Source organism: Sphingobium sp. (assembly GCF_041987595.1).
Lineage (GTDB): Bacteria > Pseudomonadota > Alphaproteobacteria > Sphingomonadales > Sphingomonadaceae > Sphingobium.
The window spans coordinates 1-12,465 of the sequence record NZ_JBHIWJ010000112.1; the positions used below are offsets into that span (position 1 = coordinate 1).

The 12,465-nt window shown below is 64.1% G+C and carries 14 protein-coding genes; 6 read left to right on the forward strand and 8 right to left on the reverse strand.

Annotation, left to right across the window (positions count from 1 at the left end):
* The 4 genes from ACFC3J_RS19410 to ACFC3J_RS19425 form a co-directional block, all read right to left on the reverse strand.
* Positions 1–567, reverse strand: a 567-nt coding sequence (locus tag ACFC3J_RS19410; protein WP_375197702.1) for an epoxide hydrolase family protein, incomplete at its 3' end; no start/stop codon positions are given.
* A gap of 16 nt (positions 568–583) precedes the next feature.
* Positions 584–1,678, reverse strand: a complete 1,095-nt coding sequence (locus ACFC3J_RS19415) for a phosphotransferase (RefSeq protein WP_375197703.1) — start codon at positions 1,676–1,678, stop codon at positions 584–586.
* 12 nt (positions 1,679–1,690) lie between these two features.
* Complete coding sequence (locus tag ACFC3J_RS19420) at positions 1,691–3,268, reverse strand: phytoene desaturase family protein (protein ID WP_375197704.1); 1,578 nt, start codon at positions 3,266–3,268, stop codon at positions 1,691–1,693.
* Between the two features lie 26 nt (positions 3,269–3,294).
* Complete coding sequence (locus ACFC3J_RS19425; protein WP_066563066.1) at positions 3,295–4,131, reverse strand: SDR family oxidoreductase; 837 nt, start codon at positions 4,129–4,131, stop codon at positions 3,295–3,297.
* Between the two features lie 226 nt (positions 4,132–4,357).
* Here ACFC3J_RS19425 and ACFC3J_RS19430 point away from each other — a divergent pair, with 226 nt between their 5' ends.
* From ACFC3J_RS19430 to ACFC3J_RS19440, 3 genes are read left to right on the forward strand one after another with little or no spacing between them, the layout of a single operon-like run.
* Positions 4,358–5,608, forward strand: coding sequence for an acyl-CoA dehydrogenase family protein (locus tag ACFC3J_RS19430; protein WP_226869706.1), 1,251 nt, complete (start codon positions 4,358–4,360; stop codon positions 5,606–5,608).
* Positions 5,609–5,628: 20 nt separating this feature from the next.
* A complete protein-coding gene (locus ACFC3J_RS19435; protein WP_102999827.1) occupies positions 5,629–5,994 on the forward strand; it encodes a hypothetical protein in 366 nt (121 codons plus the stop codon).
* 7 nt (positions 5,995–6,001) lie between these two features.
* On the forward strand, positions 6,002–6,709 hold the full coding sequence (locus ACFC3J_RS19440; RefSeq protein WP_102999828.1) for a TetR/AcrR family transcriptional regulator: 708 nt from the start codon (positions 6,002–6,004) through the stop codon (positions 6,707–6,709).
* A gap of 247 nt (positions 6,710–6,956) precedes the next feature.
* On the opposite strand, the gene ACFC3J_RS19445 is transcribed toward ACFC3J_RS19440, so the two are convergent.
* Positions 6,957–7,313, reverse strand: coding sequence for a hypothetical protein (locus ACFC3J_RS19445; protein WP_066563057.1), 357 nt, complete (start codon positions 7,311–7,313; stop codon positions 6,957–6,959).
* A gap of 175 nt (positions 7,314–7,488) precedes the next feature.
* Between ACFC3J_RS19445 and ACFC3J_RS19450 the strand changes: the two genes are divergently transcribed.
* The 3 genes from ACFC3J_RS19450 (at position 7,489) to ACFC3J_RS19460 (ending at position 10,702) form a co-directional block, all read left to right on the forward strand.
* Positions 7,489–8,232, forward strand: coding sequence for a GntR family transcriptional regulator (locus tag ACFC3J_RS19450; RefSeq protein WP_375197705.1), 744 nt, complete (start codon positions 7,489–7,491; stop codon positions 8,230–8,232).
* A gap of 2 nt (positions 8,233–8,234) precedes the next feature.
* Positions 8,235–9,398: an acyl-CoA dehydrogenase family protein gene (locus ACFC3J_RS19455; protein ID WP_375197706.1), complete on the forward strand. Its 1,164-nt coding sequence runs from the start codon at positions 8,235–8,237 to the stop codon at positions 9,396–9,398.
* Between the two features lie 80 nt (positions 9,399–9,478).
* A complete protein-coding gene (locus ACFC3J_RS19460; RefSeq protein WP_102999831.1) occupies positions 9,479–10,702 on the forward strand; it encodes a cytochrome P450 in 1,224 nt (407 codons plus the stop codon).
* A gap of 44 nt (positions 10,703–10,746) precedes the next feature.
* On the opposite strand, the gene ACFC3J_RS19465 is transcribed toward ACFC3J_RS19460, so the two are convergent.
* From ACFC3J_RS19465 to ACFC3J_RS19475, 3 genes are all read right to left on the reverse strand, one after another.
* Complete coding sequence (locus tag ACFC3J_RS19465; protein WP_066563049.1) at positions 10,747–11,346, reverse strand: malonic semialdehyde reductase; 600 nt, start codon at positions 11,344–11,346, stop codon at positions 10,747–10,749.
* 10 nt (positions 11,347–11,356) lie between these two features.
* The gene (locus tag ACFC3J_RS19470) at positions 11,357–11,941 is read right to left on the reverse strand and encodes a gamma carbonic anhydrase family protein (protein ID WP_375197707.1); all 585 of its coding nucleotides are present in this window, start codon (positions 11,939–11,941) and stop codon (positions 11,357–11,359) included.
* A gap of 4 nt (positions 11,942–11,945) precedes the next feature.
* The coding region (locus ACFC3J_RS19475; protein ID WP_375197708.1) for a zinc-binding dehydrogenase at positions 11,946–12,465 on the reverse strand (520 nt) is incomplete at its 5' end.

Sequence of the window (12,465 nt, forward strand, 5' to 3'; positions counted from 1 at the left end):
GGCGATGGCGGTCGTGACCGCCGCGCCCCAGTCGCCGCCCTGCGCGACGAAGCGGTCATAGCCCAGCCGGCGCATGAGCTGAATCCAGCCATCCGCGATTGTCTCGACGCCCCAGCCGGTGGCCATTGGCTTGTCCGAAAAGCCGTAGCCGGGCAGGGAGGGTATGACGACATGGAAGGCCGGGGCATCCGGCGCGCCATGGGCGGCGGGATCGGTCAGTGGTCCGATCACCTTCAGAAACTCCAGCACCGATCCCGGCCAGCCATGGGTCAGGATCAGCGGCAGCGCATCCGGCCGGGGGCTGCGCACATGGATGAAATGGATCGAAAGACCGTCTATCGGGGTGGTGAACTGGGGCAGGGCATTGAGCGTCCTTTCGCACCGCCGCCAGTCATAGCCCTCCGCCCAATAGGCGCACAGATCGCGCAGCGCCGCGAGTGGCACCCCCTGGCTCCAGTCGCTGACCGTCTGCGTCTCGGGCCAGCGGGTGCGGCGTAATCTTTGGCGCAGATCGTCCAGAGCCTCCTGTGGAACATTGGCGCGGAAGGCGGTGATGGCGGCGGTCATCCGATCACCCCCCTCGTCAAAACTGGATGCCGAGCGCCGCGACGGTGCCCAGATCCTCGCCCGCCACGAAGATGCGCTCGACGATATGCGTGCCCTTCTGGCCCCATTCGTCCATGTTCGCGATCCACGCCTGCATCGCATAGGGCGGCCAGCGGCGATAATATTCCCACAGCGTGTCGTCGTCCGGCACGCCGAGCGCCCCCGTTTCGACCAGGCAGCGGCGATAGTGGCGCAGCAATTCCCGGTCATGGGCGCGCCGTTCCTCGATCGTGAGGGCGCCCAGCACGAAATAGGTGAAGTCGCGGATCGGCCGTCCCTTGCGGACGAGCTGCCAGTCGAGCCAAACGCGCTCGCCATCGGGGCGGACATAGCTGTTGCCCTGATGGCTGTCGCCATGAACGAGGCACCATGGCCCCTGTTCCTTGGTCCGCGCGAAATCGATCAGGGCGTTGTAGACGTGATGCAGGCGGGAGAGATCGCCCTTGATCCAGCCCGGCAGGAAGGCCTGATAGTCAGGCTTGGCATGGTTCTGCTCGGCAAAGCCGTACATCATGGTCAGTTGCTGCGTGTCCACCGGCGTCGCCATGGAGACGGGCAGCCAGTCAGCCGCGTGAAGGACGGGGCTGTCCCAGAAGGCGCCATGAATGCGGGCGAGGCTGGCGACCGCGCGCGCCGCTTCCTCCACGCCCATATGGTCGGTGCTGATGCCGAAATGGCCGCCCTCAATGGACAGATCCTCCATCACGACCAGTCCCTGACCGCTGTCGGGGCACGGGTCCCATGCCTCGAAATAGGATCGCGGGGCGGGGAAGGCGACGTGGCGGCGAAAATCCTCATAGAAACGGGCTTCGAGGCGGCAGATGCCCTGACTGTCGAACTGCGCCCAATTGGCCTTGAGGCAGACATTTTCGGGAATGCCCGCCGCCTTGCCGACATCGTTGAGGGTCAGTCTCACCTGATATTTGGTGGTGTGGCTGTTGCGGAGGAACACCTCCTCCATCCCCTCGACCACAATGCCGGGATAGCGCGGCTGCATGATCTGCGTCAGCCATTGCGCTGTCACATCGTCCAGATGGGCGGGAATGCCGACCGGATTGGGCATGCTCGACATGCGGGAAGTTCCTTATCTGATTTTCTTGAGTTCGCGCAGCGCCCGGTTGGCTGCGATCCGCCCGGCAATGCCCGATACGCCGCCGCCCGGATGCGCGCCCGCGCCACCGATCAGGAAGCCGGGGAAAGGCGGCTTGGGGCCGCCAAAGCCGGTGGCAGGGCGATGGACGCCCGAGCGCAGCGCGCCGAAGTCGATATGGGTCACGCAGCCATTGGTGACGTTGAGGCGCGTTTCGCGTTCCCGCGCGGTCTCGACGAAGCGGCCGACCTCCGTGTCCAGACCGTCGTAAAATTCACCCAGATGGCTGATGACAGAGGCCATGGTCCTGTCCTTGAGCGTGGGCGACCAGCCTTCCCGCGCATCCACGGCCACGCCCGGCAGGTAGACATAGGCGAGCGAGCCGCCGGGAGGCGCCTGCGTCGGATCGGAATTGGACAGCGGGCTGAGCGACATGGCATGCCGGTCGGGAATGTCGCCGCGCCGCGCCATGGCGAAGGATTGGCGCACTTCCTCCGGTGTGCCGATCAGGCCGACCGCCTTGTTGAGATCGGCGTCATCATGGCGCAGGTCCTGATGCTTCTTGAGGCTGAGCGGACCCGACATGGCGATGTTGGCGAGGAAGGGCGCGGCGTTCGACCGGTTCGCCGGGGCATGTTCGATCCGCTGTGTCAGCGCACGCGGCACGCCGCCGGGCGTCGTGAGGCGCATGGCCGTGCGGGGATCGCAGGTCGCGATCACCATTTTGGCGCGGATGACCCGACCGTCCTCCAGCCGCACGCCCTTTGCCGCGCCGTCATCGACGATGATCTCGGCGACGGGCGCATTGAGTTCGATCGTCGCGCCCGAAGCCTCGATGCTGCGCGCGAGCGCGTCGGAGAAGGATTGCAGGCTCCCGATCGGCTTGCCGGTGCCATATTTATGGGTGACGGCGAAGATCATATAGGCGGCGGCATTGCCGTCATCGTCGACGGGGCCAGCCCCTGCCGCGATGCCGAGCAGCAGGGCGATCGTTGCCGGATGCTCGAACCGCTCGCACGCGATCTGGTCGGCCGTCGCCTTCGACATGGCGATCAGCTCGTCCTTCAACCGGACATTGCGGACCGCGCTGCCGATCATCTTGGAGAGATTTCTGACGTCCGGCCGCCCCGGCTCGGCCATCATGAGCGGAAAGCCAATGTCCATCATGACGTTCAGTGTCTTCATGAACTCCAGATAGGCCTTGCCGTCATTGCGGTTGATGCGCGCAATATCCTCGGCCGTGCGATGATAGTCGTAGAAAAGCGCGATGGAGCTGCCGTCGGGATGGAGATAGGCGTAGGTCGGATCGGGATCGACAGTGCGCAGGCCGTATTTGTGCAGGTCGAAGTCCTCAATGATGCCGGATTTGCGCGCGAACAGCAGTTCGACGGCGCAGGGCGTCACCATATGCTCCGGAGCTTCGGGAATCATATAGCCCGAACTGGTCATGCCGCCGACCTTGGCCAGGCGCTCGACCACGACGACCTTCTTGCCTGCCTTCGCCAGATATCCGGCGGCGGCCATGCCATTATGCCCTGCGCCGATGACGACGACGTCGACCTGATCCGTCATTTCCTGTTCCCCTTCTTCGTGCCCGGTCAGCCCTTCGCGGCGGCGGTATAGGCCTTGCCCCATTCGGCCAGCGCAACGAGGCGGGTCTTGCGATCGGCCTGGATCTGCGGGATTTTCCCCTCATCCGGACCATCGGGCACGATCACCAGCGGTTCCTTGCCGAGGCTGGCGAGGGCAAGAGCGCAGACCTCGGCGGGATCATAGGCAATGGAATAATCCATCCCCAGCCCCTCGGTGGCGCGGCGCAGGGTCGGCGTGTCCATGATCGGCGCGGCCATGCCGACGATGTCGACATTCTGCCCGTCCAGTTCCGCCCAGAGCGATTCGACGAAATTGAGTTCGAAAGCCTTGGTTGCGGAATACATGACAAGCCAGGGCTGCCCGCCAAGGCCCGCGCCGGATGACATGACGACGAGGCCGCCCTTGCCGCGCTTCAGGAAGCGATTGCCAAAACCATGGACCGCCTCCAGCACATTGGCGGCGTTCATCGTCAGCAGCCGCAACGAGCGATCGACCGGTGCGCCCAGGAAGCTGTTGCCCGCGCCGTCGGCGCCGGCATTGGAAATATAGAGGCCGATGTCGAGATCGGCGGTCGCCTCGACCAGTCGGCTGCCCATGCCCTGTTCGGTGAGGTCGGCGGTGATGGCCCGATATTCGATGCCATGTTCGGCCGCCAGCCGTTGGCCCAGCGCATCGAGCGCCTCCTGCCGGCGTGAGACGAGTACCAGATGGATGCCCATGGCGGCGAGCTGTTCCGCATAGCAGGCGCCGGTCCCTTCGGAAGCGCCGGCGATGACGGCCCAGGGACCGTATTTTTCGGCGAAAGCGGCGCGGTCGAAGGGCGGAAGGTCGATTTTACGCATCGCGTGCAAGTCCTCTCTTGGTGCCGGCCTTATCGGCGCTGTCGGCGATTGCGCGGACCCTAGAAGAGGAGCGCCCCGCGACAGCCTATCGGGAGGCAGGGCCGCATCAAATCGGAATGAAACGGCCCATGGGGAGGCACATGGCAAAAGAATGTCGGAGGGGTGCTTGTCGTATAATGACAAAAACGTCATTAAATGAAAATGCTAATGAGAGGAGGTGATTCGGATGCGATCTGAAGCAGTGGAAAAGCGCATGGCGGACAAGCGCCCTGTGGCCTTCGTCGCTGATCCCGTGGGCATCGCCGCATCGCTGCGGTCCTTGCTGGAGGACCATGCCGCCGCCTGCGAACGCGAGCGGCGGATCGTTCCGCCGGTGATGGCGGCGTTGCGCGCGTCCGGCCTGTTCCATATCACGGCGCCCCAGCGCGCGGGCGGCCCCGGACACAGGCTGACCACCCATATCGAGACCGTGGCCGAACTGGCCAAAGGCTGCGTCGGCACCGCCTGGGCCTATGGTCTTTTGTCGGGGATCACCGGGACCGCGCTCGCACTGCCGCCGACCATGACGGGGCGGCTGTTCCGAACCGGCGAGGAACTGTTTTGCAGCGCCTCCGCGCCTTCGGGCAAAGCGGTCGCGGTGCCGGGCGGCTATCGCGTCTCGGGGCGTTGGGGCTATGGATCGGGATGCCTTCACGCCGACTGGGCGCTGAACGGCGTCATGATCGATACGGATCGGGGCGCCGAACAGGCTCTGGCGTTTCTGGACCTGCGCGATGCGGCCTGTTCGATCGAGGACAACTGGCATGTCGCGGGCATGGCCGGCTCCGGCAGCAACATGATTGTCGCGCAGGATTTGTTCGTGCCGGAGGAACTGATCCTCTGGTCGTCGCGCAGGCCGCCCGCGGAGGCGATCCTGGCGATGGAGGGGCTGGAGCCGCGCGACCGCTGGCCAATGGAGCCGCTATTTCCCCTCGGCGTGCTCGCGCCGATGCTGGGCGCGGCGACGGCGCTGCTCGAAGGTGTGGTGCAGGCGATGCCCAAGCGGCAGGTGGTGGGCTGGACCTATGCCGGGCAGAGCGGTTCGGAGGCGTTGGTCGGCATGACCGGCCGCGCGGCGATGGAGATCGATTCGGCCTGGCTGCATGTGCGCCGGGCCGCCGGGATGCTGGACGAAACCGCGCAACGCCGCGTGCTCACGGGCTTTGACAAGGCGCAGCTCCAGGCCGATTGCGGCTATGCGATGGAATTGCTGCGCGCGGCGGGCAACCGGCTGATGGATGTCGCCGGGCCGGGCGCCTTTGCCCTTTCCAGCCCCTTGCAGCGGATGTGGCGCGACCTGAGCGTCGGCACCCGCCACAATGCGCTGAACGGGCAGCTTTCGCTGGAGCTTTATGGCCGGGCGATCACGGGCCTTCCGTCCAATATCGCCCTGCTGCCCGACATCACGCCGGCCCCGGTCTGGGCGGAACCGAAATGACAGGAGAAGGACATAATATCATGGCACAACCGACCGCGCAGGAAATCGCAACATTCCTGAAGACCCAGGCCGACCTGTTCAGCGAGGGCCGTATTGACGATTTCATTGCGGCGTTCCGCGCGATCGCGCCGGGCGGCTTCAAGGTGCAGGACCCGGCCACCGGCCCGGTGCAGGAAGGCTGGGACAAGCTGGAGGCGCTGTGCGGGCAATATGTCGGATGGAAGCTGATCGTCGAGGATGTGAAGGTGAGCGGCAACGAAGCGGTCATCTATGTCCGCAATGAAGGCGACTATAACGGGCATCCTGTCAGCGTGCACAGCATCGAACATTATATATTCGGCGAGGATGGCAGCCTGCTTGCGCGCTATTTCCACCCGATGCAATAGGGAGGCGATGACCGACGCCGTGCCTGTTTCCCCCGCTGTCGATCCGCGCACGGCGGCGGCGGCAATCAGGCGTGCACGGATGCGTGAGCGGTTGCTGGACGCCGTGCTCGACCTGTATCAGCCGGGGCAGGGCAGCGGCAGTCTGGTGATCGACGACGTGATCCGCGCCGCGGACGTGTCGCGCGGCAGTTTCTACAAATATTTCGACTCCCTTGACGCTGCGGTGAATGAACTGGGCGAGCGGATGACGGCGGACCTGATCGCCGATTTCCGCAGGCTGTTCGACGATGTGACGGACCCGCTGGTCCGGGCGGTCGGCGGCGCGGCCATGGCGATGGCGCGGGCCTGGCATGATCCGCGCTGGGGCGGTTTTACCTGCCGCGTCGACTATGTCGATTATTTCGCGCGGGCGAGCATGTTCGACCTGCTGGTGCGCGACGCGCTGGATGCCGCGCGGAATGGCGGGCAGATGACGTTCCGGTCGCTCGACGTGGCGGTGGACCTGATCGTCGGCATGACGATCGAGGCGCGGCGGCGCCTGATGCTCCGGTCGGTCGAGCCACGCGCCTATATTGACGAGATGATTGAACGCACCTTCGCCGGGCTTCGTGCAGACCCCGCCGCCATCGAAGCGGCAAGCGTGCGGGCATGGGATGTGATGATACAGGCCGCGCCTCGCCTTGGCTGGTGGCGGAGTGGGGAGGGGCTGGGCTGACCGACGGACCCCGAATGCAATCGGAGAGGAATTGGCTCCAGGAGTGGCCGATGCCCTAGGGCCAATCGACATTCAGCCCTGACGGCCTGCAAATGGTTGAAGCGAGGCACGTGACTCGCTTCAATTTCCGTGCTTCCGGTGCTCACGTACTTTTAGTACGCTGCGTTGGAACGAGGCACGTGACTCGTTCCAAGGGTCACGAAAAACCACCATTTTCGGCACGTCATCATCTGAATGTCGATTGGCCCTAGAGCCGGGTCCAGCAAGGCGTCCCGGCCTTGTCCAGCGGACCGCAACTGGCCACGCGCGTCGCGCCGTTGGAAGCGATCAGGATCAGCCAGTCGCCGCTATCCTCGCACCGCAGCGCCCAGGCGGCATTGGGACCGATATCGCCCCTGAACAGAGCCTTGGACGTGCGCGTGCATGTCTGTCCCGCATCATGCATCAGCTTGGCGAAGGCCGCGCTCCGGCCGGTCGCACTCTGGGTTTCGATGGCGTTGCTGTAGATGTTGCGGCTGCTGCCCTGCCGCGTCATTTCGGCATAGCCGATCCGGACGAGCAATATGACCGCGATCATTGCTGTGGGCAGCAGCGTCCACAGCATCGCGCGACGAATGTTACCGCCGGCATGGCCGCATGCGCGGCACCACCCTCCATAACCTTCCTGCGGCGTTTTGCATCTGGGGCATTTCATCATGCCGCTCTACAGGCGCCCGGCCCAACGACACCCTATCCTTGGAGAGGAACGGACCGCTCTGCGCTGCTCCATTCTATAGAATATGGAATCGCAGGACATATATTCCGAACCCTATTGGGGTTTGACCCCGGATCGGCACGATTCGGCCGAGACTTTACAGTCCCCGGCGACGCGGCGTCAGGCCGTGGCGGCGGTGCTGCGATCGAGGATCGTGTCCGGCGTCATTCCGCCCGGCGCTCTGCTGCGGGAAATGGCACTGGCGCAGGACCTGAATGTGAGCGCGACACCCATTCGGGAGGCGCTGGGCACGCTGGCCTCGGAGGGGCTGGTCGAGGTCGAAACGCACCGGCTGAAGCGGGCGACACCGATCGACCCTGACGTGACCCGGGACCTGATCCGCGTGCAGGCCGAACTGTGGCGGCTGGGTTATGGCTGGGGCATGCCCCGTATCGGCGCGGCGGAGATCGTAGCACTGGAGCGGGCGATCGCGCGCTATCGGGCGGCAGTGGAGAGCGGCGAATATATGGCCGCGGTCATGGCCGGCCTCGATTTCCATACCATTTTCATCAAGGCCTCGGAGAGCCGCGAACTGTTGCGCTCGACGCTGGACCGGCGCGGGTTGATCGCCCGCTTCATTTTCCTGCACGGCATTGCAACTCTCCGCGAAAGCGGTCTGCGCCAGCATGAGGCAATATTGCAGGCGTTCATGGCGGGCGATCGGGACGGCGTGCTGGCCTGCCTCGACCGGATGGCGGCGCGTCTGATCGCCCTGTGCGATAGCGAAGCCGTGCCGGGCGGCGATCAAGATCAACACCAAAAGGACTGACAATGGATTTCGAACTGCCCGAAGAATATCGTTCCTTCCGGGACATGGTGCGCCGGTGGGTGGACAAGGAAGTGCCCAAGGAATGGGCGCGCGCGCTGGAAAAGGACGAGCACCACTATCCTTTTGCACTGTGGGACAAGTTTACCGAAGCGGGGTTCCACGGCGTCGGCATATCGGAAGACTATGACGGGCAGGGCGGCGACATCGTCATGCAGATGCTGCTGGCGCGGGAACTGGCCCGATCGCTGGGTGGTCTGGCGTGGATATGGGGCATCACCAGCTTTGCCGGGTCCAAATCCATCGGGCTTTACGGGTCGGCCGAACAGAAAGCGAAATATCTGCCGCTGATCGCGACGGGCCAGTTGAAGGCCGCGATCGCCTTTACCGAGCCGGGCGGCGGCACGGACCTGCTGGGTGCGATGGCCACCACCGCCGACCGGGTCGATGGCGGGTGGAAGCTCAATGGCGAGAAGATCTGGTCTTCCTCCGCGCATGTCGCCGACTATCTGTTGGTGATCGCGCGCAGCGACAGGACCGTCGAGAAGAAGCATCTGGGCCTGACTCTCTTCTGGGTGCCGACGAAGACGCAAGGCGTGAAGATCACGCCGCTGGCCAAGCTTGGCATGCGATCGATGGGCAGCTGCTCCGTTCATTTCGAGGATGCGTTCGTCGCGGCCGAGCATGTTCTGGGCGAGCCGGACAAGGCCTGGTACATGCTGCTGCCGACTCTCAATAATGAGCGCATCATGGTAGGCGCCTTCTGCCTGGGCGTCATCGACGGCGTGCTGGAAGACGCGCTCGACTATATGAAGCAGCGCAAGGCCTTTGGCGGGATCATCGGCCGGTTCCAGAGCTTGCAACATTATATCGCCGACATCGCGACCATGCAGAAGACGACCGAACTGATGCTGCATTACTGCGCCGACAAGCAGAGCCGGGGCGAGAATGTCGGCGTCGAGGCCAATATGCTCAAGCTCATGGCGTCCGAAAACGCCAATGCCGCAGCCGATATGGGCATCCAGATATTGGGCGGCATGGGCTATTCGGCGGAAACCGACATGCAGCGCTACTGGCGCGACAGCCGCCTGTGGCGCATTGGCCCCATCACCAACGAAATGGTGCGCAATGGCATTGCGGAGAGCCTCGGCCTGCCGCGATCCTTCTGAAAGACAGGTGCCTGGCGGGTGGACGGTGTCCCAATGTCCACCCGAAATTCCCGGCAAAAAATATAAGGAGAGTAAGTGCGATGATGTTTCCGGAGCAGCCGATTCCCGATCATGTGCCGCCCGAGCTGGTGAGCAAGGATTTTCCCTTCATCTTCGGCATGACGACGGCAAAGGACCCGTTCGACGATCTGGCGATGCAGGTGCATGAGGGGCCTGACATCATCTATGCCGCCCACGCCTATCCCGGCGGAACCGGCGCCTGGGTGCCGCGGCGCATGGCGCATCTGCGCGAAATTTATCTCGACACCGATCATTTTTCCTCGACCGACTTTTCGCCTTTCTCCAAGCTGGTGGGGGGCAACTGGATCAATTCCCCAGCGGAGCTCGATCCGCCCGCCCATGGCCCCTTTCGCCAGATGGTCAATCCTGCCTTCACGCCCAAGGCGATGGCGGCGCTGGAAGACAAGATCCGGCACTATGCGGTGGAATATATCGACGCCTTCGCCCTACGCGGCCAGTGCGAATTCATGAGCGAATTCGCCTTTGAATTTCCGATCAAGGTGTTCATGGAACTGATGGGCCTGCCGCACGACCGGGTGAGCGAGTTCATGGAGTGGGAAATGAACCTGCTCCACAATCACGACCTGTCCAAGATTGCCGAGGCGACGCGCAGCGTGCTTGCCTATCTGGGTGGGGAGATCGAGGACAGGCGAGCCAACCCACGCAATGACCTCATCAGCTTCGGTGTGCAGGGGCGGATCGATGGCCGGGCGCTGACCGACGATGAACTGCTGGGCTTCATGTTCAATCTGTTCATTGGCGGGCTGGATACGGTTTCGACCAATATGGGCCTGCACTTCCGGCATCTGGGTAGCCATGCGGAGGATCAGGCCTATCTGCGCGCCAATCCGTCGGAAATTCCGCACGCCATAGACGAGCTGATGCGGGCCTATGGCGCGGTGACCACTTTTAGAACCTGCAAGAAGGAGACGGAAGTGGCGGGCATCCGCTTCATGCCCGGCGACAAGGTGGCGATGTCCACCACGCTCGCCGGCCGCGATCCGGCCGAGTTCGACGCGCCTGCCGAGGTCCGGCTCGACCGGCGGCCGCGTCATGTCGGTTTCGGTTTCGGCATCCATACCTGTGTGGGCATGCATCTGGCGCGGCGCGAGCTGCGGATCGCGATGGAGGAATTTCTCTCGCGCATTCCCGACTTCCGCATCGCACCCGGCCATCAGGTGGAATGTCATCTGGGGATGATCCAGCCGGTCGCACTGCCGCTGGTGTGGACGCCCGCAAGCTGAAAAATGGGAGGGCGTTCGCCTTGTGGCGGACGCCTCACCCCGCATCATAGGTCGAGGCAGGCCTCTTCGAAATCAAGCCGGGGGTTGCGGGAATAGAGTCCTGCCGGATCGCCATAGCCGATATTGCACAGGAAATTGCTTTTCCACCGGCCGTCCGGGAAAAATTCCGCGTCGGTGCCCGCCTGATCGAAGCCCGACATCGGGCCGCAATCGAGCCCGAGCGCCCGTGCCGCCATGATGAGATAAGCGCCCTGAAGCGTCGAGGAACGCGCCACCGTGTCCGCGATCAGCGCGTCCTTGCCCTCGAACGTGCTGCGCATGTCACGCGACGGGAAAAGCTTGCCGTAAAATTCGTAAAATCGGGTGTCGCCCGCGATAATCACGGTGCAGGGCGCCTGCATCACCTTGTCGACATTGCCCGCGCTCAGATGGGGTTTCAGGCGAGCCTTGGCGGCGGCGGAGCGCAGGAAGACGAAGCGGCCGGGGTTGCTGTTCGCGGTCGTCGGTCCCCATTTGGCAAGGTCGTAAAGGGTTCGGACAGTCTCAGCGGTGACGGGCCGGTCGCTCCATTGATTATGGGTGCGGGCGTCGCGGAACAGCAGGTCCAGCATGGCATCTTCGGTCAAGACGGGCGTGTCGGGCATGATCGCTTTCTTATTTTCCGTGGGATTGGGCGATGCCCCGGTCATTCCAGCCCGCGGCTTCGCGTGCAAGGATTGCATCGGCCTCTTCGCCCAGCTTCGCCATGTCGGCATTTTCCCAGATGCGATGGCCGCCTGTGGCATAGGCGCGCCCATTGTCCCGATAGAGCAGCGCGTCGACGACGTTCGTGCGCAGCTTGTCGATGCGGCGCACCACGCGGCCGGGCGTGCCCATGACGAGCGAATGCGGCGGGATCACGCTGTCGGGCGGCAGGAAGCTGTGTCCGGCAATGATCGAGCCGCGCCCTATGACGCACCGTTCCATGATGGTCGCGCCTATGCCGATCAGGCAGGCGGGTTCGATGATGCAGCCATGGACCACCGCGCCATGACCGATAGTGCAATAGTCGCCGATGATCGTGGGATCATCCCATCCGATATGGACCATCGCATGGTCCTGCACGCTGGCGCAGCGCCCGATCGATACATGCGCTCGTTCGGAACGGACGACGGCATAGGGCCAGAGGCTGCAATCGTCGCCCAGCCGCACATCGCCGAAGATGCGGACGGTGGGGTCGATATAGGCGGGGCTTCCCATGCGATCAGCGGGTGATGACGATCTTGCCATGGGGACTGCCGGCCTGCGCCGCCCACGCGTCGGCCGCATCCGCAAAGGCATAGCGGCATGTGTCGACGGTCAGGCCCTGGGTCATCGCCATGTGGATCAGCCGGTCATAGGCGGCGCGGCGCTCGCTGGCCGGCCGTTGCCCGGTGCCGACGCCGATATGGCTGCGGAAGACGAGATCGCGCAGGGACAGCGTGACCGTTGGCCCGGCCTGCACGCCGATGCTCATCATGCGCGCGCCGGGCCGGGTGGCGCGCATCGCCGCTTCGGCGGGCGGACCGTAGATGATGTCGAGCACGACATCATAGCCGCCTTGCGAAACCGCCTTCAGCGCTGCGTCATCATCGCCTTCGCCCAATAGGGCGATCGCATCGGCATGACCGGCGGCCTGCATGGCCTCCAGCCGTTCGCGGCTGCGCGTCGCTTCGAGCCCGCGCTCAAGCGAAATCCGGTGCTCGCGCGCGAGGAAAATCAGCGCCGTGACGAGCAGCACGATG

Bases quoted from the DNA above. Each gene is read 5' to 3' on its own strand.
- ACFC3J_RS19440 (WP_102999828.1), top strand. From the start codon at position 6,002: ATGACCGACGCCGTGCCTGTTTCCCCCGCTGTCGATCCGCGCACGGCG.
- ACFC3J_RS19420 (WP_375197704.1), bottom strand. From the start codon at position 3,268: ATGACGGATCAGGTCGACGTCGTCGTCATCGGCGCAGGGCATAATGGC.
- ACFC3J_RS19460 (WP_102999831.1), top strand. From the start codon at position 9,479: ATGATGTTTCCGGAGCAGCCGATTCCCGATCATGTGCCGCCCGAGCTG.
- ACFC3J_RS19470 (WP_375197707.1), bottom strand. From the start codon at position 11,941: ATGGGAAGCCCCGCCTATATCGACCCCACCGTCCGCATCTTCGGCGAT.
- ACFC3J_RS19455 (WP_375197706.1), top strand. From the start codon at position 8,235: ATGGATTTCGAACTGCCCGAAGAATATCGTTCCTTCCGGGACATGGTG.
- ACFC3J_RS19465 (WP_066563049.1), bottom strand. From the start codon at position 11,346: ATGCCCGACACGCCCGTCTTGACCGAAGATGCCATGCTGGACCTGCTG.
- ACFC3J_RS19450 (WP_375197705.1), top strand. From the start codon at position 7,489: ATGGAATCGCAGGACATATATTCCGAACCCTATTGGGGTTTGACCCCG.
- ACFC3J_RS19430 (WP_226869706.1), top strand. From the start codon at position 4,358: ATGCGATCTGAAGCAGTGGAAAAGCGCATGGCGGACAAGCGCCCTGTG.
- ACFC3J_RS19425 (WP_066563066.1), bottom strand. From the start codon at position 4,131: ATGCGTAAAATCGACCTTCCGCCCTTCGACCGCGCCGCTTTCGCCGAA.
- ACFC3J_RS19435 (WP_102999827.1), top strand. From the start codon at position 5,629: ATGGCACAACCGACCGCGCAGGAAATCGCAACATTCCTGAAGACCCAG.
- ACFC3J_RS19415 (WP_375197703.1), bottom strand. From the start codon at position 1,678: ATGTCGAGCATGCCCAATCCGGTCGGCATTCCCGCCCATCTGGACGAT.
- ACFC3J_RS19445 (WP_066563057.1), bottom strand. From the start codon at position 7,313: ATGCTGTGGACGCTGCTGCCCACAGCAATGATCGCGGTCATATTGCTC.